This is a genomic window from Paenibacillus sp. CB74, assembly GCF_055687625.1.
Genome location: NZ_CM146009.1, coordinates 1,914,564 through 1,935,100, shown reverse-complemented (window position 1 = coordinate 1,935,100; position 20,537 = coordinate 1,914,564). Strand labels below are relative to the sequence as shown.

Here is a 20,537-nt window from a genome sequence, read left to right as displayed (position 1 = left end):
TATGAAGCATGTTCGGCCTTTCCGAATCAAGTACAAAATTATGGTGATCTGTATGACCGTCATTATCCTTCCGGTATTGGTGATGACGATCAATTCGTATTACTCCTCAGAGCGGTTATTGGCACAGAACTATACAACGCTGCTCAATGATCTAGCCAAACAGACGAATATTCGCATTGACGAGTTCCTCAAGGAGATTGAAAAAATTTCATTACTGGCTAGCAATGGCCTTAGTGACAATCTGTCTGCCACTCATGAAGGAAGTTTTCCAATCCAGGATTTCCTGCGAACGGGTGATGAACAGCATGAGATTGCCGCATACAACATTCTGATGAATTATATCATGATGAAAGATCGTGTATTCTCCATCTACCTCTACAATATGAACGGGGGACAGGACCTTTTTGTCAGTCCGCATCAACCCATTGATCCGAACTACAAAGTAGCGAATGAATTATGGTTTAAAAAGTTCATGCATGATAATGATCGAACCATTACCCTCACAACACGAATCGACGAGCAATTGGAGAATAAAATACTGGCAGTGTCACACGCTCGCAAAATTCATGATGTGTCTAGTGGAGAGCTGCTTGGTGTAATCGTTGTCAGTATTGATATCAAATTCATCGAGATTGTCAATCGAAATTTGCAGGAAGGGTTACGCTCCAGATTCATGATCGTTGATGAGGATGACAAAATCGTATATAACGTGAACGAACGATTAATTGGGACATTGTTCAGGGACAACGTGCGTCCACCTGAAACATTCAATGTCGTGGTGACCAGTCCCCTTAGCCAGCAAAAATGGACAACTTACTTATATATGCCTTTGGATGAGTTGACTGCGGATGGAAAAATATTGGGCCGTAATCTGGTGACGCTCGCCATAGTCATTGTTCTTTTTGCTGCCGTCATATCCATCTTTCTATCTCACGTGATCACAACGCCCATTAAAAAACTGCTACGGAATATCGCGTTAGTTGAGAAAGGTCAGTTTGAACAAGTTGAACCTATTGGCTCAAGAGACGAGATTGGACACTTATCCATTCGATTTAATAGAATGTCTCACGAGTTGAAGCGGTTGGTCGAACGGATGCAGCAAGAAGAGATAGAAAAAGCCAAGGCCGAGATGCGTGCGCTCCATGACCAGATCAAGCCTCATTTTCTATATAATACCCTTGGGTCGGTGAAATGGATCGCCTCAATGCAACAAGCTGACAAAATCGTGGATATGACTGATGCCCTAATCTCGATGCTCCGCTATGCCACAAAATCTGATGGAACCCTCGTAACGATTCGTGAGGAACTCGATAATATAGCCAATTATGTAACGATCCAGAATGTCAGGTACTATGATTGTATTCAGATGAGATATGAAATTGAGGATAGAGTGTTGGATTATCGGATGCCCAAAATGATCCTGCAGCCCATTGTGGAGAATGCAATTTTTCATGGCCTGGCCGAGCTAGAGGAAGACGGAATCATCACCATTCGGATTCAACTGCGAATGGATGAAGTTGTCATTGAAATCTGCGATAATGGCGTGGGTATGGATCAACATACGATGCAGAACCTCATGGAAGAAAAGTCCGGTGCAGGTACAGGAACCAATGGAATTGGACTGCATAATGTGCAGCGACGAATTCAACTTCATTTTGGGAAACCTTATGGAATACAGGTGGAGAGTATAGTAGGTGAAGGTACCAAGTTCTCCATTTTGCTGCCTGCCATTTCAGAGTTTAGATAGAACCAAAGGGCTTGCAGTATGAACTGCAAGCCCTTTGGTTTACCCCTTGACGCTTCCTAGCACCAAACCTTTGGTAAAGTATTTCTGTAGGAACGGATATACGAGTAAAATTGGAATGGCTCCCAAGAACATTTGAGCTGCGCGTCCCGTTCTGGCGTTCATCATGGATAATAGCTGCGTATAATCCGAGCCGGATTTCAGCATGATTTGCTCAAAACTTTGCAGAAGGGTCTGCAGGTAGCTTTGTAATGGATAATTGGCTGGATTGTTCATATAAATAATGCCATCGAACCACGAATTCCAGTGGGCAACGATACTGAACAAACCAACGGTTGCGAGAGCGGGCTTAAGAAGTGGGAGCAGAATCCGAAGCAATACCTGTACTGGACCAGCACCATCGATAATGGCTGATTCTTCAATCTCCTCGGGCAACCCTCTAATGAAATTCATGAGGATAATCATACTGAATACGGGGAGAGCCCCAGGCAGGATCAAAGACCATATGGAATCGATTAGTCCCATTTTGACAACCACGAGATAGGTTGGAATTAATCCTCCACTGAATAACATGGTTACAATGAAAAATCCCATATAGATGTTACGCCCCATTAATTTTTGTTTGGATTTGGAGAGGGGATAGGCCGTGAGTACGATCAGAACCAGATTCACCAATGTTCCGAGAACGGTTCGTTGGATGGCCACCCAGAGAGAGGAGAAAAATGACCCTCCCGTTAACGCAAATTCATAGGCTTTTGTCGTAAATTCCACAGGCCAGAATGTAACACTCCCCGCAGATACAGCTGCGCTGCTGCTGAATGAAACAGCCAACAGGTTAATAAATGGCAGGATACATAAGAGAGAAATTAGAAGCAATATAGTGTAGTTTAAGATAAGAAATACACGTCTGCTCATACTTTTATCATGGATCATAATGTGAGTTCCTCCTCCTTCTTAGAAGATACGATAGCCAGCCACTCTGTAAGCCAGAATGTACGATACAGCAACGAGAACACTGGAAATGATGGATTTGAATAACCCGACAGCTGTTCCGATCGAATATTGAGCCTGTTGAATTCCCAACCGATATACATAGGTATCAATAATATCACCGGTCTGATAGACAACAGGGGAGTAGAGATTATAGATCTGGTCAAAGCCGGCATTCAGTACATTTCCTAGCGACAATACAGTCATTAAGACAATCGTTGGCATGAGGAGAGGCAAGGTAATATAGATGGTTTGCTTCCAGCGTTTGGCGCCGTCAATTACTGCGGCCTCGTAGAGTCCTGGATCAATACTGGTCAGTGCTGCCAAATAAACAACCGTGCCAAAACCAAAGCCTTTCCATATGTCACTTACAATCATCGTCCAGGGAAATATAGAGGGGGTGCCAAGAAATGAGATCGGTGCAATCCCAAATACGCCTAAAAAGGTATTGATAATGCCGTCAGCGCTCAGTATGTCCAGCATGATGCCAGCCATAATGACCCAAGAGAGGAAATTTGGAATATATACAAGCGTTTGAAATGTACGTTTGATTCCACTGTGCAGGACTTCGTTAAGGAGTAATGCGAAAATAACGGGCACGATTATCCCGCCGATAATCTTGAAGACAGACATGTACAGTGTATTCCAGATGGTTCTTACGAAGTTCGGCTGATTGAATACGTGCGTAAAATTATCCCATCCCACCCATGGCGAGTTGAAGCCGAGTCCCGGATTGTATTTCTGAAACGCGATAATAAGTCCGTAGAAAGGAATGTAACTAAAGATGAAGACCAAGACCAGGCTTGGGATCAACATGAGATGGTAAGGACTCTGCTGTTTCCATTTTCTCAACATTCATATTCCTCCGTTCATCGTGCGGGAAATGTAATCGCTATCAAATAGAGGGGTGAGATCACCCTCATCCCCTCTTTATGAACGAGATTATTTTGCCCCGTATGCCTCATTGACTGCCTGGGTTGCATCATCGCCTCCGGCTGCACGCCAATTCTGGACAATCACATCGAAATAATCGATACTTTCACTTCCCATAATGATCTTGGTAAAGCCCTCTGTCAGGATATCATCCAAGGTTGTTCCATAGCTTGACAGGATCTCTGGTGTAACACCCCATAAGGCTGTCTTCGTATAGTTTTCGCTGTCGAGTACTTTTTTGGCTAGGCCATATGCATTTTTGGGAGCACCTTGTTGCAAATAATCACCGACTGCACCAGGGGTTGCGTTCTCCATGAATTCAACACTGTTATTATATTTTTGCCACATACCCGAAGTCGTGAGTCCACTGGTATCCTTGGACTCAAGGGCAGCCGACACCGCCTCGAATTGCTCGTAATCGGAATTGGGGTTAAGTACACGGAAGGCTCCAACAACATGGGCAATATCGTTATCCAGCAAGGCAGATAGCGTTTCTGTAGATTCCTTGCCATTGCCTTCATCCACGATATAAGCATAGTCGTTCAAAATCTGGATTACTTTCTCGGGGTTCTTGAATCCCTTCTTCATGACAATATAATTGTTGTTGGCGAAAAAGATGGATTGTGTGGCTTCCTTCCCATCAACGGTAGGGATGATATAAGGGTAGAAGATGGCGTCCTTACCCAGATTGGATACGGTATCGACACCCGGATTATAACCCCACCATTGGTAATAAGGCTGCATTCCCACTTTGCCGGCGACAATGTCCGCGTTCATCGCGTTGAAGTCTTTGATTGCAAATTCCGGATCAATAATGCCTCGCTTGTACCATTCCGACCACTCCGCCAGCGCATTCTTCATCTCAGGCTGTACAGATCCGTATACGAGTTTTCCACTGGCATCTTCCATCCACATATCCGGATGTGCATTCCATGCAATCGCGAGCAGGTTGAGGTAGTCCAACGATTGGTCTACTGCTATGCCGTAACCGCCGTGTTTTTCCATGAATTTCAGTGCAATATTCTTGATGTCTTCCACAGATTTTGGATCCTGGAGTCCCAATTCTTCTTTCCAGTCGTTCCGAATCCAGATGAAGTCTGGTTGTTCAATTAATCCCCAATGCATCTGCGGTATCCCGTACAGCTTGCCGTCCTTCTTTCCAGACTCGTAACTGTCCGCATCTGCTTCCATGTAACCTTTGAGACGATCCGAAGCGTGTTGATCAAATACTTCGGAGAGGTCCATGACCATATCTGCTTCGACCAGCTGTCTCAGTTGTGATGGATTAACTCTGAATACGTCAGGAAGATCGTTCGATGCGATAGCCAAATTCAATTTGGTATCATATTCATCGCTGACCCAGTCTGTTTTGACATCGATATTAAACTTCTCTTTGTATCGCTTAATCCACACATTGTTGGTGATATCATCGCCCTTTGGATATTTGGCAGAAGAGTATTCTGACGTTACGGTGTGAATGGTTGTCGTTCCACCCTCGTTGGAATCCGGGTTCGTCGTTGGATCTTTCTCGGCACCGCTTCCACTGCTACAGGCAGCAAGTAATAAGGTTGACATGCACACAGACAAGAGTAAAGCTTTCGTTTTCTTGTTCATTTCTTTTCCCCCTTATCAGTCATATTTCAATAATGCTTTCTTGAAAATATTCTAAACGAGAAAGGGGAAAGGGGATATAAAGGTTATTGACGAGAACCCATACGTTTTTTTACTTTTGAGTTGTAGCGAAGAAAAGCTAAATAAGCGTAGTGCACTTTTTTTACTCTATACGCCTTCTTTTTTTACTCATGTCTCCAAAAATTGCTTTAGATGACGATCGATAAGGAGTGAATCCACTTCGTTAGCTCCAATCCCGAAGCAGTGTCCCCACTTGGACTCAATGGGCTGAAAAACAGCATTCGGCATATGTTGAACATCATACGCACTGTCTTCTGGTGTAAAAAACAAGTCACTGGACCCAGGCATAACGAGGGCAGGAGAGGTGATCTTACGCAGTGCCTGTTCAAAGTTGCGATCATCTGTGGGATTATCACTAATGTCTCCATATATTCCTGTACGAAGCATGGTGATTAAGTCGTTAGCATCAAAGGATAGAAACACCTGGTCCCAGTAATCTTCAACATAAGACTTCAAGGTATCGTAACCTTCAGATTGATGCAATTTCTCCAAATAATACGCCTGCGAAAACCCCCATGGAGCATAAACTCTCCCCATTGCAGCGAGACCAGCAACCGGAGGGAGCTCATATCTGCCATTTTTAAAATTGGAATCTGCCTGTAACGCTGCGATCATTGCTTCGAATACCAACTGTGTATGGGGTCTGCTTTTTGCTGTTCCGCCAAAGGGGGCAATTCGTTCGACCATCTCCGGATAACTCGTGCCCCACTGAAACACCTGCATGGCTCCCAGAGACCAGCCAACAACGAGTTTAATTTTGGAGATACCGAATTTCTCAGTGATGAGTTGATGTTGGGCACGCACATTGTCATACATGGAGATGAGAGGAAAGTTCTCTCTATCAAATGGGGCAGGGGTATTGCTCGGAGACGACGATAATCCGTTACCCAACATATTGGGCACAACGATAAAATACCGACTGGGGTCCAGTGCCTTGTTCACTCCAATTAACCATTCATTATCTGTGTGAAGTCCAGCAAACCATGTTGGAACGACAATAACATTGTCTTTTGCCAGATTTAAGGTTCCATAAGTCTTGTATGCAATAAAAGCTTGAGGGAGCTGTTGTCCCGATTGAAGTAATGTATTGCCAAGGTGATATGTTTCATAATCGTTCATGGATGGATTCTCCTTATAAAAGTAGTGATAACTTGATTTCACTCTACAATACGTCTATCATCAATTCAACGAAACGTTGTTGAATATAACATTCATTTATTTTGAACTTAGGGGGTGCCTAACTCATGGAAATACGCCAGCTAAAAACCTTTTGGACACTTGCATCGACCTGCAGCTTTAGTCAAATGCTGAATTATTGAGTTATGTCCCGTCTACCATAACCATGCAAATCAAATCGCTTGAAGAAGAGTTGGGCGTGAAATTGCTGGATCGATTAGGTAAAAAGGTTGTATTAACAGATGCTGGGCAGCAATTCCTGCCGTACGCTACTAAAATCTTAAACGATGTAGAGGAAGCGAAGTGCATATCTAGTCAACACGGGGAATTGGCGGGAACGGTAGTTATTGGAGCGGACGAAGTGCTGTGTGCTTATCTTCTTCCAGCCTTGTTCAAACGTTTCCGAGCGGACTATCCTGGTGTGCGGTTATTGTTCCGCCCGTTGTCTGGTCAAGAGCTTAAATCAAGTCTGAGGGAAGGGCATACGGATGTCGTTTTTGTATTGGATGAGCACGTGGGTGCCAAAGATCTTCACTCCACGTTTTTGAAGAACGAGACCTTTCAAATGGTGGTTTCACCCGATCATATGTTAGCATCGCGTTCCGCGTTAGTTATCGATGACTTTCACAAACAGCATTTTTTGCTGACCGAAAAGAACTGTTCTTATCGTGCTTATTTTGAACAATCTCTGCTGAAGAAAGGCGCAGATGTGCTGACAGAGCTGGAGTTTCATAGTGTAGAAGCCATTAAACAATGCGCAGTGGCAGGTCTCGGGATCGCTTTATTGCCTGAAATGGCTTTGAAACAAGAGTTAAGCGAAGGGGAACTGGTTGCATTGCCTTGGGATTTAACAGATGTATCGTTTTCTGCACAAATGCTTTGGCATCGAGAAAAATGGATATCTCCATCCATCGCTGCTTTCATCCAGGTCGCCAAGCGTGAGCTAAGTTGATTGTTCAGAATTTGTTTAGATGTATGTGTTAAAATATTCTTCACAGACATATATGGGGGATTAACAATGGAAAGAAAGATTCGAAATTCTGCAAAAGCATTGATCATCAACGATGGAAGGATGCTTGCAATGAAGCAGGATGATCATGATGAAGTGATCTATATCCTGCCGGGCGGGAGCCAGAATGCAGGGGAGACATTGACCGACGCTGTGAAGCGTGAAGTCGGAGAAGAAATCAGAGTAGAGGTAGAACCGTTATCATTGGAATTCGTTATTGAAGGGGTATACGGTGAAGCTCTTCATCGTGTAGATTTTGTTTTTTTGTGCGAGTACATAGGTTTGATGGACACAGATAGTTCTATTCTGCCAAGTGACGAAAATCAAGTGGAATATGAATGGCTCGAAATTAAAAACATAAACGAACTACCCTTATTCCCTTCAAAATTACGAAAGCAGATTCTTAGATTGGTTGGGGGAGAACCCACGGTTATGTATTTAGGAAATGAGGAAGATGAGGAACTGTATGGTTAGTCGTGTCTAACACATCGAAGCCGAGAATGAATATGAAGTGATGCATAAACAAGCGGAAGTCTTTTATTTATATAAGGAAAGGCTATTTCAAAGGACGTGAGGGTCCAGTGAGATAGCCTTTTTTGCCGTTGAACAAAGTGTACTGATCGATTCGAAAATAACCCTAGACTAAGGGGTTACATAAGGCAAGGCCCACCAAAGTGAGGTGTTACATATCTTGTTCCTTCACACCTGCTGTCATATGTTTCTGACCCCACATGACCATGGATTCAATTAAAGGAACCAATTCCTTGCCTGATTCGGTGAGTGAATATTCCACTCTCGGTGGTATCTCGTTATATTGCTCCCGATGCACGATACCGGAATGAATCAAATCCTTCAAACAGTTCGTTAGCATCGTTCCGGTAATGCCAGGCAATCTTCTTTTTAATTCATTGTAACGTATACAGTCATTTTCACTGAGAATTGCCAGGATCGGAAGATTCCACTTGCCTCCAATGACCTGAAATGCATAAGTCGCTGGACATAACTGATCGAAATTAAACTCGTATTTCACTTGATAGCCTCCAATAGTATACTTTTTGATACTAAGTCAGAAAAAGAATCGTACTTGTTCAGAAGATTGTAGACATTATAATCAAACTAACACAAGGAAATCAATTCATAAAGTTAAAGGCGGGATACATGTGAGTAACGAATCTATGATGTGTGATCTGGAAACCGGTATATGTGGTGTGAGCGAAGAAGAGGCTATGCAAGAAATTAATCTGAATCACGTTGGGAAAAAGGTAACCATTTATTACGCAACAGATCCGATTTGCTCTCACTGCTGGGCGCTAGAGCCGGTGCTTCATCGGTTTGTTGAGGAATACGGTCATTATTTTACGTTGGAAATCAAAATGGGGGGGCTACTGGCTAACTGGAACGGTTTCACGGATGGCGCTAACGGAATTCAGAAACCTTCAGACGTTGCAGGGCATTGGAGAGAAGTGGGGGAACATTCACGTATGCCTATTGATGGTTCCCTATGGCACGATAATCCAATACTTTCTTCCTATCCGCCATCTCGCGTATTTAAGGTCATTCAGAGTACACATCCTGGTAAAGAACATGAATTTTTAAGACGCGCGCGTGAAGCCGTGTTTGCATTTAATCAAAATATTGGAGAAGATGATGTGCTGACGGATATCGTCAATCAACTGGGTTTGAATGGAAAAGAAGTGGTTGAGGCGGCTGCACAGCAATCTGCACAAGAGTTATTAGAGGAAGACTTTGAGCGTGTCGCCAGTTTGGGAGTTAGAGGTTTCCCATCCATTATCATTGTAAATGAAGAGAACCAAGGGATGAAAATTGTCGGAGCACGTTCTCTTGAAACATATGTGCAAGCACTTCAGCAGGTGCTCGGAGCTGATCTGCAACCCAAACAGATTACCTCCTTGGAGCAGAAATTGAAGGAGGGACACCTTCTTTTTTCTAAAGAAGTAGAGGTCATGTACGATATCGATAAGAGTGATGTTGCATCATATGTGAAATCTGAATTGGCAGAGCACACCTATCATGTGGGTCATATTTTGAATGAGATGTATATTAAGCATATCTGAGAAAAAACAAGAAATCTGTAGCAGCACATTATCCTTAACAGAATCTTCCTGCTTCGGCACACGGTTGTGTTATTCGCACAGGCAAGTCGTCCACCCATTGCGTAGACTAAAGTAGATCAAGTCAAGTGAGGTGAATTCCATGGTTAAGACCAATGAAATACACGTCAAGGCAAAACGGCTCAAAGATCGTCCAGTCTGCGTGACTCTTCATAATGGGGAAACGTACGTTGGCTATATCTCTGGTGTCAATCACGCAGGGGTAGTGATTACCGGAGGCGGAAAGCTTACTCAGGCCGCAATCTCAGCACCCTCATCTGAAGGAAGTGCTCGCAAAAGCAAACCTAAAGCAGAGGCTACAAGAAAAACAGTAACCTCTCGAAAGCGTAAACGGACGAACAATACTCGTAAGTCGCAGGTACGATCCCGGTCGATGTCTTCTCGTTCAATCTCTCGGCAAGCTCAGGTATCATCATTCATGCCTATGTTAGGTTCATTGTTAGGTGGTGGCTTTGGCGGACTTGGCGGTGCAGGCTCGATTGGAGGTATGTTAGGCGGTGGTATGCGGTTGTTTGGCATGATCCAGCGGTTTACACCTGTGGTCAAAATGGGGTATGGCATGATTAAGCAGATTCAGCCATTTATGGGGGCGGTTCAAGGGCTGATGACTCCAGCAAGCCAGGCTGCGGCAGATGCCGAAGGTGAAGAGGAAGCACAACGAGGATAATACTTGAAATGAAAATCGTGAAATAGTGAAATGAACACAACCTTCGTTGCATATGGAAAGGAAGGATTGCTAGTATGTTGGGTGATCTGATCTCTTTCTGATCTGTTCTTATCTTCTCAGCTAGATGCTTAACTGCAAGCTGCTCTCCGTGCGCCAGACGGGGGGTGGCTTATTTGCTTATGCTGTATATGAGGTTTGAACCAGCTCGATTTCGCATGATTGCTCAGTGCTAACGAACCTCAGAAACCTTATTCGGGTCAATATCAAGCCATTAAAATTCGCCCGAATCGGGTTAATAAGACTCCCTGTGTTCATTAAATTCCTTCGTTGCGAGGAATAAAAACCGAGATTTTCAATACGCGTCTAACATTTATCTTTGATACCATGTAGTTCGGCCGACTACCCTTATGCAGCAAAAAGCACCGCGCGCAGGGAGCTGCACGCGGTGCGAAAAACAATGCTGATGTTGCAGAGTAAGAGAAAGTTCTATTCCGCTCTGATTAAGCTTGTTTGGTTTTAAGACGAATGACGTTCCACGACGCTTTGTTCAGTACAGCTTGCACTTTACCTTGATCTACGGTTGTGTGCCCGCCGTTGTGAGGAAGAACGTTGCGTGGGTTTTCCTTGGTATTGGTTGCTTTTAAGTCGTTGTTCTCCAATACAATATGCTCCACAAATGTGGTTTCTCCGAAGGAACGCAGATCCACATTCAGTTCCAATTTCTCATCCAGATGTCTGTTCACCGCAAAGATCGTGATTGTGCCATTCTCTTCATCATGCACACTGATTGCTTCGAGATAAGGAACATCTGTAAAGTCTTTGGAATCATATTTAGGTGAAGTAGTGATGGAACGCAACACTGTACCACGACCGAAGTTGGATGCGTGCATGAACGGGAAATATGTCGTCTGGAACCAGATCGCTCCGTTATTTTCCGTCATGATTGGTGCAATGGTGTTAATCAACTGAGCAAGGCAAGCCATTTTTACACGGTCGGCGTGCTTGAGAATGGTAATCAGGTAACAACCCACGGCTAATGCATCTTCATGCGTGTATACATCTTCAAATTCAGGAGGAGCAATCTGCCAGCGTTCTTCCATACGGCTTGTGCCAATGGATTTCCAGACATTCCATTCATCCAGGGACAGCATCAATTTCTTTTTACTGCGTTTTTTGGCTTGTACAAAATCACAGATCGAAGCCACACTATCAATAAATTGATCCAAATCCAGCGATGTTGCCAGAAAGTCATACGTGTTGTCTTTGTTGTTATTGTAATACTGATGCAGGGACAAGTAGTCTACATTTTCATAGGTGAGATCGAGTACAGTTGCTTCCCAATCTGCAAATGTCTTCATGTCACGGCTGGAGCTGCCACATGCAACGAGTTCAATCTCTGGATCAACCCATTTCATCGCTTTTGCTGTTTCGTTCGCAATACGACCGTATTCATATGCAGTCATTGCACCAATCTGCCAAGGGCCGTCCATTTCGTTGCCAAGACACCAGGTTTTGAATTTATGCGGGTCCTTGTAACCGTGAGAGATACGCAGATCACTCCAGTATGTGCCGGATGGGTGGTTGCAGTATTCAATCAGGTTTCTGGCCGCATCAATACCGCGTGTACCCAGATTTACAGCCATCATCACTTCGGTTCCAACCAGTTTGGCCCAATCTGCAAATTCATTCGTACCTACCGCATTCGTTTCAATCGTCCACCATGCGAGTTCAAGTCTGCGTTTGCGCTCGGCTACCGGGCCCACACCATCTTCCCAGTTGTAACCGGATACGAAATTGCCACCTGGGTAACGAACGATGGGTACATTCAGCGCTTTGATCGCTTCAATAGCATCCTGACGGAAACCTTGAGCATTCGCAGTAGGGTGACCTGGATCATAAATTCCGCCGTATACGGCCCGTCCCAGATGTTCTATGAATGAACCATAGACACGTGGATCTACTTCAGCAATCTGAAAGTCTTTATCGATAAGCATTTTGGATGTAAGCAATGGGAAAACCTCCATAGAATTAATTTTAGGTGCGTCATGGACTTTATTTCACGTTGAATTCGCATAAAAGCAAAATCAACTCATTGATTTGTTATCTAATGTGTATCATAATGCTATTATATTGAGCAAGTTCATTTTACAGGGTTCGCTAAAAAACGAATCCTAAATCACTAAATATAATGGATTTTATAGAGATATGGGAGTGAAGTTCATGATGCTTGGCACGGATGCCGCGTCCTTAATCATTTACGAGGCCCTCGCAAGCGAGGCCCGTCTAAATATCGTTCGCTTATTATTGCAGAACAGAGAAATGCACATTAATGCGCTGGCCAAAGAACTGTATCTGAGCAAAGCCATCGTGAGTACTCATGTGAGCAAGCTGCAAAAAGCCGGGATTGTAGGCAGTCGCATGAAGCGGGAGAATGGTGGCACATATAAGTACTGCTTTATTCTGCAAGAATTCATGACGATCAATCTCTCTCCTGAACCCGTTGATGCTCCGTATCATGAAATATCTATTCCAGTTGGTCACTACACGGATTACGAAGCCTGGCCCACCTGTGGAATTGCAACAACAACACAAATGATTGGGCAATATGATACGCCGGCGTGCTTTATGGACCCGGATCGGGTTAATGCGGGTATACTCTGGTTGGCACGCGGGTTCTTGGAATATAAAGTCCCTAATTATCTGAATACAGAACAGCATCTCCAAGAGATTGAGATTTCACTCGAACTCAGTTCGGAAGCACCTCAAGTTAATGAAAACTGGCCTTCCGACATCCGTTTCTCGCTTAATGGAAAACACCTGGGAACATGGACAAGCCCCGGGGACTTTGGGGATCGGAAAGGCAAGCATACACCGCTGTGGTGGAAATTGGACGTTAACCAGTATGGTGTTCTGAAGGTACTTCGTATTAACAGAGAAGGAACGTTTATGGATGGCCAGCGTATCTCGGATGTGTGTATCCACGATCTGCAACTCGATTCATCGACCTACTGGACGTTTGCATTAAGGCCGGAAGAAGGGGTGCCCGGGCGTGGTGGTCTGACACTTTTCGGGAAAGGGTTCGGTAACTACGATCAGGACATTTTGATTCGATACTATTACGAGGATGCAAGGGAATCTACGCCTATTGATGTATAAAATTCCTTCTTTTATGTCAATTTAATAAGACAAAGCACACATAGACGAATTGCATGTAAATTCCATAGTATTGGTATTGACAACGATTACATGGGTGGTATAAGATACAGCTAAATAAGGAGTGTCACTGATTCGATCAGGCACCACCACAGTCTGGATTTCACAAGTTTGTTTGACTTGTGCTCTGGACCATGGTGGTGCTTTTTGCATATTGGGGGTGAGAACATCATGAGGTTCAAAAAATCGTTAAACAACAACATCGCTCTGGCAGAAGATGCCGAAGGCTACGAAGTCATTGTGATCGGGACCGGAGTTGGGTTCAAAAAAGTGAAAGGACAATGGATTGAACGGGAGCAGATTCAAAAAACATTTCGAATCGGCTCAGATGACAAATACCAGCGATTGGAGCAATTTTTTAATGATATCCCGCTGCAAGTCATTAACGTCACCGATCAAATCATTGAGCATGGCCGGAACCAAATCGGTAAAAAGTTGAATGATTCCATTCTGCTCACCCTAGCTGATCACATTCACTTTGCGCTGGATCGCTTCAAGAGCGGTGTGGACGTGCAGAATCCGCTTCACTGGGATATCCGTCATCTGTATCCTGTGGAATACCGTATCGGAGCCTATGCCGTCGAGCTAATTAACGAAGCTTTTGAGGTAAGTTTGCCGTCAACAGAGGCAAGCTCCATCGCTCTTCATTTTGTGAATTCGCAGTTTGATTCCGGCAGTATGAATCAAACGATCAAGATAACCCAGATGATTAATGACATATTAGATATCATGACGGATCATTTTGGAATGACACTGGATCAGGAAACCACTGATTTTTCCCGTTTCGTTACCCATCTCCGATATTTCATCGTTCGACAATTGAACAGGGAAGTGCTTTCCTTCAAGGATCAGCAGTTTCTGTATGACGTATTGTCGGAGCGATATCCATCCAGCTTCCAGTGCGCACTTAAGATAAAGGAAGAGATGGAGCAGCAGCGCGGATTCGCAATTACTCCCGATGAGATGGTATACCTCATGATTCACATCGAGAGAGTGACATCCCGTTCCGACACGGGTTGATCTCAATACAACCAGCTTGGAGCTATACCACATGATTATGAATATGGAGTGTTACTGATTCGATCAGGCACCACCAAATGTTTCCGACTCCGCTATCTACGGCGAGCCGGGTTGGCATTTGGTTTTTTTTCGCCCAAAAAAGGAGGAAGCAGCATGAATCATCGGGAGTTGTCGAAAGAAATCATTCACTTAACAGGAGGGCAAGGGAACATAACGCAAGCCTGGCATTGCATCACACGGCTACGATTCAATGTTCGTGATGAAGACAAGGTTCAGCTTGAGCAGATCAGAGCATTGGACGGTGTGCTCGGAGCCCAATTTCAGAGTGACCAGTTTCAAGTCGTCATCGGAAATAAGGTCGCGGCCGTGTATGAAGAGATTGAGGTTCAACTGAAACCGGATGGCAAGCCGCAACCCGAAGCAGGTGCTCCACGTTCCAAAGGCATTAATGCTGTATTGGATACCATCTCGGGTATCTTCACTCCCATCCTTCCTGCCATCATAGGTACAGGTATGCTGAAGGGTATTCTGGCTTTGCTGGTTACACTCGGAGCAATCCAGGAGACAAGTGGAGAGTATCAGATTCTGTCATCTATAGGGAATGCAGCCTTTTACTTTTTACCTTTTCTGCTTGCTGTCTCGTCTGCTCGAAAGTTCAAAGTCAATGAATATATTGCCTTGACCCTCGCGGGTACATTATTGTATCCAACCATCCTGAATGCATATTTGGCAAATCAGCTGGAGCCGATACGTTTTCTCTCACTGCCCGTGTCCATTGTGAATTATACCCAGTCTGTCATTCCAATCATTTTGGGTGTGTGGCTTCTGAGTTATGTTCATCGCTGGGTGGATCGATTCATTCCTGGCCCAGTCAAGGTGATCTTCACCTCGATGATTGTATTAGTCATCACGGTTCCCATTCTGCTCATTGCCATTGGGCCACTCGGGAACTACATCGGTATCTATCTAGAAATGGGTACCTCCTGGCTTTTTGCTCATTCAGGTCCGTTAACGGGAATTGTTCTTGGTGGATTAATGCCATTGATCGTCATGACAGGCATGCACTATGCGTTTTTCCCGGGTACGTTGCAGAATTTGAGCAAACTTGGATATGACGTGCTTTTGTTGCCGATCAACCTTGTGACCAATATGAGTCAGGCGGGTGCCGTGGCGGCCGTGTTTCTCAAAACAAAAGACAAGTCCATGAAGTCCATAGCCTTATCTAGCGGCATCTCTGCCTTGCTCGGCATCACCGAGCCAGCATTGTACGGGGTAACACTGAAGTTGAAAAAACCATTCTATGCTTCACTGATCGGTGGGGCCGCTGGCGGCGGGTTTATTACTGCAGTTGGTTTGAAGTGCTTTGGCTTTGCCGTGCCGGGACTGCTGGCCCTTCCGTTATATATTGGCCCAGGCGGAGGCATGTCTAACTTCTGGTATGCTCTGATCGGTATCGGCATCAGCTTTACCGTTTCATTCATACTGACTTTACTGCTCAAGTGGGATGAGCCGAACACACATAGTAATGTGGTATCCGGTTCATCTCAGCATCTATCCCAGCCGCATCAAGCCACCACCACTGTTGTGACTGATGAAGAGGCAAGAGCTGTAACCGTACATTCAATTGAGGAAAAGAAAGGCGAAGTATTCAGCCCGCTCACTGGTGAAGTCGTGCCGCTTGCATCTCTACCGGACAAAACCTTTGCTGAGGAGATGACCGGAAAAGGTATTGCCATTCTTCCGCAAGAAGGACGCGTGACAGCCCCATTTGACGGGATCGTCACCATGGTTGCCAAAAGCAAACATGCGGTCATGTTAACGTCGACAAGCGGGATTGAAATTCTTATTCACGTTGGATTGAACAGTGTGTCGCTCAAAGGGAAATTTTTTGACGTGAAGGTTACTACAGGACAAGAAGTGAAGAAGGGTGATCTGCTGTTGTCGTTCGACCTGGATGGCATCCGGGATGCTGGGGTTAATCCGGTCACACCGGTCATCGTAACCAATACACCAGATTACCTTGATGTGGTACCGGTTCAGGTGAAGGGGGTGATTCCGATGAATGAATTGCTTCTCCTCACTGTTCGCTAACAGCTGTATGAAGGCGTACTTTTTTTAAAAAGGACTTACGAGCAATATAAAACAACTTTGTATTCACCCAAAAAAGGAGAGAAACCACATGACAAAAACAATTAAACACTCATTTCCTGAAGGATTCTTATGGGGCGGAGCTACCGCGGCCAATCAGCTCGAAGGGGCCTATGACGCAGATGGCAAAGGACTTTCTACTTCAGATATGGCGCCTTATATCCCTCATGAAGAGCGTAACGGGAAAGATTTCACTTTCGACGTGGATTCCGTTCAGTTGGAAGAATATCTGAGCGGTAACTCAGGCGTGTACTTTCCGAAACGGAATGGTGTTGATTTCTATCATCGCTACCAAGAAGACATTGCATTGTTTGCAGAGATGGGTTTCAAAGTGTTTCGTCTGTCGATCGCGTGGACACGCATCTTCCCGACAGGAGAAGAAGCTGTTCCCAATGAAGCTGGACTTGCCTTCTATGATAATGTGCTCGACGAACTCTTGAAATACGGCATTGAGCCGCTCGTAACGATCTCGCACTACGAAATGCCTGTAGAATTAACTCGTAAATACAACGGCTGGGAAAGCCGCGAGATGATCGATCTGTATCTGAAATTTGCCAACACGCTGTTTGACCGTTACAAAGATAAAGTGAAATACTGGATTACCTTCAATGAAATGAATATGATGCTGACAAGTCTGTACACTGGCGGCGGCATTCTGGAAGATAAAATTAAAGGTTCACAGGAACAGGTGGCATACCAGGCGACTCACCATCAATTTGTCGCAAGCGCACTCGCTGTCAAGAGCGGTAAAGAGAAAATGCCGAATGCTCAAATCGGCTGTATGATCTGCCGCCTGGAAACGTACGCTGCCTCCAGCAAACCGGAAGACGTTCTGCAAACGCTGAAGGAAGATCAGATGAACTTGTTCTATCCTGAAGTACAGGTGCGGGGAGAATACCCGTCATACATGCAACGTTACTTTGAAGAACAGGGTATCGAACTGGTCAAAGGACCCGAGGATGATGCGATTATCCGAGATAATACAGTGGACTTTATCGCATTCAGCTACTACATGACGTATATTGGAAAATATGATCCGAATGACAACAGCAATTCCGGCATGCTGGTCAGCCAGATTAAAAATCCGCATCTCAAAGCTACCGAGTGGGGATGGCCTATCGACCAAATCGGTCTGCGTATTGCGCTTAACCGGTTGTATGACCGTTATCAGATGCCACTCTTCATCGTGGAGAACGGACTGGGTGCTCAGGATACACTGGAAGAGGACGGAAGCGTACATGACACCTACCGGATTGATTACCTGCGCAGTCATATCGAGCAGATGAAAGAAGCGGTAGCTGATGGCGTGGAATTGATGGGTTTCACCAGTTGGGGTCCTATTGATATCATTAGCTGTTCAACTTCAGAGATGGGCAAACGCTACGGATTTATTTACGTCGATCAGGACAACGCAGGACATGGTTCACTGGAAAGAACCCGCAAGGACTCGTTCTACTGGTACAAACAAGTTATTGAAACGAACGGAGAAACCCTGTAAGTATAAAAAATTCTTATACGCCGCCCGTATGGGCGGTTCTTTATTTTACACTAGTAAAATAAGGGATAATTATGTAAAATTGTGATATTCAAACAAGAGGAGTGAATTCAATGTCTAACAAGGTGATTGTGCTTTAGGTTCACAAAAGGATATTTGGGTTACAGAGATTCCTTTTGTGAACATTGCAGTACGGGAAACCGTCCCAACAATGTTTACTGGAGGAGATCATTATTAAATTTAACGAGGTTGTTAACATTAGCAATATACATGTACTGTCGGTGGTAACCGAGTTGTTTCATCTGGAGGGTTACAATATTCAGCTTATTCCGCCTCATGAGGGAGGACGGAATGTCGTATACACCTGTGAGCAAGAGGGGTGTGAATCGCTAATTCTCCGAGTGTCTTTTTTGCCTGACAGAAAGCATGAAGATTACATTGCCGAACTGGAGTATGTTCGGTATTTATTTGATCATGGAGCCAGCGTTTCGAATGTAGTGAATTCCAAGAATGGCCTTCTGCTGGAAGAGATCACTTATGATGAGCATACGTTCTTTATTTGTATGTTTGTGAAGGCCAAGGGAAAGTTGCTGGTAGAGAACCATTATCAGTATCGTGAAGGGGCACCACTTACGGAATACTACTATAATAGCGGTAAAGTCCTGGGCAAAATGCATCAGCTATCCAAAAGCTATGTACCCGTTTATCGCAGGCATCATTTTGTGGACAAATATAACAAGGAGCATATCGAAAGGTTGGTCCCTGAATCATTCTCTCTGCTCAGAAGCAAAATGGTGGAACTTCTCCAAGCGGTAAAAGAATTGGGTTCGAGTCAGGAGACGTTTGGCATGATCCATTTTGATTATAATGACGGGAATTATTCGATCGATTTTGATACGGGACAAATCACGGTATATGACTTCGACAATTCCTGTTATGGCTGGTACATGTTTGACCTCGCAAGTCTGTGGATGAACGGAGTCGGTTGGGTTCAATTTGAAGCTGATGCAGACAAACGTAAACAGTTCATGGATGAGTATTTTCAAACCGCGCTCTCCGGATACACATCAGAAACCCAAATTTCTGCTGCCATGATGGAGAAGCTGCCTTTATTTATTCAAGTCAGTCTTCTGGAGAATATTGTGGATCATTTTGAGGTGGCGCAGCGCGAAGGCGAAGAACCGGAAGTTGACGAAGAGCTGTTGTATCTCATTAAATGTCTGGAAGAGGATATACCATTTAAGGGATTTTTCCATGAAATCTATTCGAGTGAAGCACCCTTTGAATATGAGGAGCGCTGAAGGGTCTAGACCCTAATTAAACCCATGAATAACCAATGATTCTAATGATTCACCAAGGTATGGAGGCAGCCGGATTGACAGGTTGCCTCTTTTTTTGTCTACATTTGCTATTCGAATTTGGAAGGAGGCACATTGTAGAATTTTTTGAATGCTTTGGAGAACGTAAAGGGATCAGGATAGCCCAGAAATCCGGCAATTTGCTGGATTGTATATTTTTTCTCATACAGATAATCTCTAGCCCGGTTCATTTTGATTTGATTGATGTACTGCCCCGGTGTGATACCGAGAATTTTTTTGAACAAAGAAATAAAATATTTCTCAGAGACGCCAGCAATTACAGCAAGTTCATTCACTCGAATGGCACGATGCAGATTCGCATCCACGTAGGGGAATACGTTCTGTAGAACTTCCAGACTTGCTTCAATTTTCCTCGGTTTTCGGTCTTTCAAGAATTCACCGTGATAGAAGCCTTGCCCATGTAATTCAAAAATTTTGGCGATCACGAGAAGAAGAGCGGCTTTCATGTACAGTGGACTTCCGGAAGCGCCGCTACTCTGCTTGAACCTTCGATAGGACGAGATGAACAGCGTTGATTCCTCCTGAATCAGGTTACCAGGTACGATGCCAGGGAGTTGAAACTCGCCAAGAATCCGTTTTTGATCAGCGATGCTGAAATCAAAGTGTATGTATATGAACCGGCAAAGCTCTCCTGTCGTGGAAGCAGTGTAGGGCATATCCGGATAAAAAAACACGACGTCTCCCGTGGCCGCCATATGCTCGACTCCAGCGATGGTAATCTTGACAGACCCTGATGTAATGAACCACAGATCGTAATCGGAATGTGACTTGTGTTCAATCCAATGACTGTCATGCGTTTGTTCCAGATAAGAGCTCATGTGAAGCGTGACATACTCCGAAAGCTCGTCGATTATACTCATATTTACAGTTCCCGATTGCATCGAATTCAGCCGAATCCTCTCTACTTTATGACATCTTTCATTTTCCCCTATCATACCA

At 44.5% G+C, this 20,537-nt stretch carries 17 protein-coding genes; 10 read left to right on the top strand and 7 right to left on the bottom strand.

The genetic code is table 11. The annotated features are described in order from the left end of the window. The first annotated feature begins 1 nt into the window (after position 1). Entirely contained in the window at positions 2 to 1,747 is a 1,746-nt protein-coding gene (locus ACX9NY_RS08680) for a cache domain-containing sensor histidine kinase (protein WP_339261240.1), read from the top strand. A 39-nt stretch (positions 1,748 to 1,786) separates the two neighbouring features. Here the strand turns inward: ACX9NY_RS08680 and ACX9NY_RS08675 are convergent, their stop codons facing one another. From ACX9NY_RS08675 to ACX9NY_RS08660, 4 genes are all read right to left on the bottom strand, one after another. After that, entirely contained in the window at positions 1,787 to 2,677 is an 891-nt protein-coding gene (locus ACX9NY_RS08675; RefSeq protein ID WP_339242749.1) for a carbohydrate ABC transporter permease, read from the bottom strand. A gap of 21 nt (positions 2,678 to 2,698) precedes the next feature. Next, complete coding sequence (locus tag ACX9NY_RS08670) at positions 2,699 to 3,589, bottom strand: ABC transporter permease (RefSeq protein WP_472478142.1); 891 nt, start codon at positions 3,587 to 3,589, stop codon at positions 2,699 to 2,701. Positions 3,590 to 3,676: 87 nt separating this feature from the next. Next, positions 3,677 to 5,281, bottom strand: a complete 1,605-nt coding sequence (locus ACX9NY_RS08665) for a type 2 periplasmic-binding domain-containing protein (protein ID WP_339242752.1) — start codon at positions 5,279 to 5,281, stop codon at positions 3,677 to 3,679. A 186-nt stretch (positions 5,282 to 5,467) separates the two neighbouring features. Continuing rightward, entirely contained in the window at positions 5,468 to 6,478 is a 1,011-nt protein-coding gene (locus ACX9NY_RS08660; protein WP_339261244.1) for an alpha/beta fold hydrolase, read from the bottom strand. A 256-nt stretch (positions 6,479 to 6,734) separates the two neighbouring features. Here ACX9NY_RS08660 and ACX9NY_RS08655 point away from each other — a divergent pair, with 256 nt between their 5' ends. Further along, positions 6,735 to 7,487 (top strand): LysR family transcriptional regulator substrate-binding protein, encoded by a 753-nt coding sequence (locus ACX9NY_RS08655; RefSeq protein WP_472479252.1) that lies wholly within the window; start codon positions 6,735 to 6,737, stop codon positions 7,485 to 7,487. 66 nt (positions 7,488 to 7,553) lie between these two features. After that, complete coding sequence (locus ACX9NY_RS08650) at positions 7,554 to 8,018, top strand: NUDIX domain-containing protein (protein ID WP_339242757.1); 465 nt, start codon at positions 7,554 to 7,556, stop codon at positions 8,016 to 8,018. Between the two features lie 208 nt (positions 8,019 to 8,226). Here the strand turns inward: ACX9NY_RS08650 and ACX9NY_RS08645 are convergent, their stop codons facing one another. Further along, the gene (locus tag ACX9NY_RS08645) at positions 8,227 to 8,574 is read right to left on the bottom strand and encodes a winged helix-turn-helix transcriptional regulator (protein ID WP_339242759.1); all 348 of its coding nucleotides are present in this window, start codon (positions 8,572 to 8,574) and stop codon (positions 8,227 to 8,229) included. A gap of 130 nt (positions 8,575 to 8,704) precedes the next feature. Between ACX9NY_RS08645 and ACX9NY_RS08640 the strand changes: the two genes are divergently transcribed. Then, positions 8,705 to 9,619 (top strand): DsbA family oxidoreductase, encoded by a 915-nt coding sequence (locus ACX9NY_RS08640; RefSeq protein WP_472478139.1) that lies wholly within the window; start codon positions 8,705 to 8,707, stop codon positions 9,617 to 9,619. 139 nt (positions 9,620 to 9,758) lie between these two features. Then, a complete protein-coding gene (locus ACX9NY_RS08635; RefSeq protein ID WP_342573200.1) occupies positions 9,759 to 10,343 on the top strand; it encodes a hypothetical protein in 585 nt (194 codons plus the stop codon). A 500-nt stretch (positions 10,344 to 10,843) separates the two neighbouring features. Here the strand turns inward: ACX9NY_RS08635 and arfA are convergent, their stop codons facing one another. Beyond that, positions 10,844 to 12,367: an arabinosylfuranosidase ArfA gene (arfA, locus tag ACX9NY_RS08630; RefSeq protein ID WP_472478137.1), complete on the bottom strand. Its 1,524-nt coding sequence runs from the start codon at positions 12,365 to 12,367 to the stop codon at positions 10,844 to 10,846. A 196-nt stretch (positions 12,368 to 12,563) separates the two neighbouring features. Here arfA and ACX9NY_RS08625 point away from each other — a divergent pair, with 196 nt between their 5' ends. From ACX9NY_RS08625 to ACX9NY_RS08605, 5 genes are all read left to right on the top strand, one after another. Then, positions 12,564 to 13,499 (top strand): ArsR/SmtB family transcription factor, encoded by a 936-nt coding sequence (locus tag ACX9NY_RS08625; protein ID WP_472478134.1) that lies wholly within the window; start codon positions 12,564 to 12,566, stop codon positions 13,497 to 13,499. Between the two features lie 228 nt (positions 13,500 to 13,727). After that, positions 13,728 to 14,576 carry a BglG family transcription antiterminator LicT gene (gene licT, locus ACX9NY_RS08620; RefSeq protein WP_339242765.1) on the top strand — a complete coding sequence of 283 codons (849 nt, stop codon included), beginning with the start codon at positions 13,728 to 13,730 and terminating at the stop codon, positions 14,574 to 14,576. 153 nt (positions 14,577 to 14,729) lie between these two features. Then, complete coding sequence (locus ACX9NY_RS08615; protein WP_472478132.1) at positions 14,730 to 16,667, top strand: beta-glucoside-specific PTS transporter subunit IIABC; 1,938 nt, start codon at positions 14,730 to 14,732, stop codon at positions 16,665 to 16,667. An 88-nt stretch (positions 16,668 to 16,755) separates the two neighbouring features. Beyond that, a complete protein-coding gene (locus ACX9NY_RS08610; protein ID WP_472478130.1) occupies positions 16,756 to 18,222 on the top strand; it encodes a glycoside hydrolase family 1 protein in 1,467 nt (488 codons plus the stop codon). Positions 18,223 to 18,512: 290 nt separating this feature from the next. Continuing rightward, positions 18,513 to 19,520: a phosphotransferase enzyme family protein gene (locus ACX9NY_RS08605; RefSeq protein ID WP_472478128.1), complete on the top strand. Its 1,008-nt coding sequence runs from the start codon at positions 18,513 to 18,515 to the stop codon at positions 19,518 to 19,520. 107 nt (positions 19,521 to 19,627) lie between these two features. Here ACX9NY_RS08605 and ACX9NY_RS08600 read toward each other — a convergent pair whose 3' ends face one another. Beyond that, positions 19,628 to 20,458, bottom strand: a complete 831-nt coding sequence (locus tag ACX9NY_RS08600) for a helix-turn-helix transcriptional regulator (RefSeq protein ID WP_472478126.1) — start codon at positions 20,456 to 20,458, stop codon at positions 19,628 to 19,630. Positions 20,459 to 20,537: the final 79 nt, after the last annotated feature.

Coding starts and splice junctions, on each gene's coding strand:
- ACX9NY_RS08680 (WP_339261240.1), top strand. CDS start 2: ATGAAGCATGTTCGGCCTTTCCGAATCAAGTACAAAATTATGGTGATC.
- ACX9NY_RS08675 (WP_339242749.1), bottom strand. CDS start 2,677: ATGATCCATGATAAAAGTATGAGCAGACGTGTATTTCTTATCTTAAAC.
- ACX9NY_RS08670 (WP_472478142.1), bottom strand. CDS start 3,589: ATGTTGAGAAAATGGAAACAGCAGAGTCCTTACCATCTCATGTTGATC.
- ACX9NY_RS08665 (WP_339242752.1), bottom strand. CDS start 5,281: ATGAACAAGAAAACGAAAGCTTTACTCTTGTCTGTGTGCATGTCAACC.
- ACX9NY_RS08660 (WP_339261244.1), bottom strand. CDS start 6,478: ATGAACGATTATGAAACATATCACCTTGGCAATACATTACTTCAATCG.
- ACX9NY_RS08650 (WP_339242757.1), top strand. CDS start 7,554: ATGGAAAGAAAGATTCGAAATTCTGCAAAAGCATTGATCATCAACGAT.
- ACX9NY_RS08635 (WP_342573200.1), top strand. CDS start 9,759: ATGGTTAAGACCAATGAAATACACGTCAAGGCAAAACGGCTCAAAGAT.
- arfA (WP_472478137.1), bottom strand. CDS start 12,367: ATGGAGGTTTTCCCATTGCTTACATCCAAAATGCTTATCGATAAAGAC.
- ACX9NY_RS08625 (WP_472478134.1), top strand. CDS start 12,564: ATGATGCTTGGCACGGATGCCGCGTCCTTAATCATTTACGAGGCCCTC.
- licT (WP_339242765.1), top strand. CDS start 13,728: ATGAGGTTCAAAAAATCGTTAAACAACAACATCGCTCTGGCAGAAGAT.
- ACX9NY_RS08615 (WP_472478132.1), top strand. CDS start 14,730: ATGAATCATCGGGAGTTGTCGAAAGAAATCATTCACTTAACAGGAGGG.
- ACX9NY_RS08610 (WP_472478130.1), top strand. CDS start 16,756: ATGACAAAAACAATTAAACACTCATTTCCTGAAGGATTCTTATGGGGC.
- ACX9NY_RS08600 (WP_472478126.1), bottom strand. CDS start 20,458: ATGAGTATAATCGACGAGCTTTCGGAGTATGTCACGCTTCACATGAGC.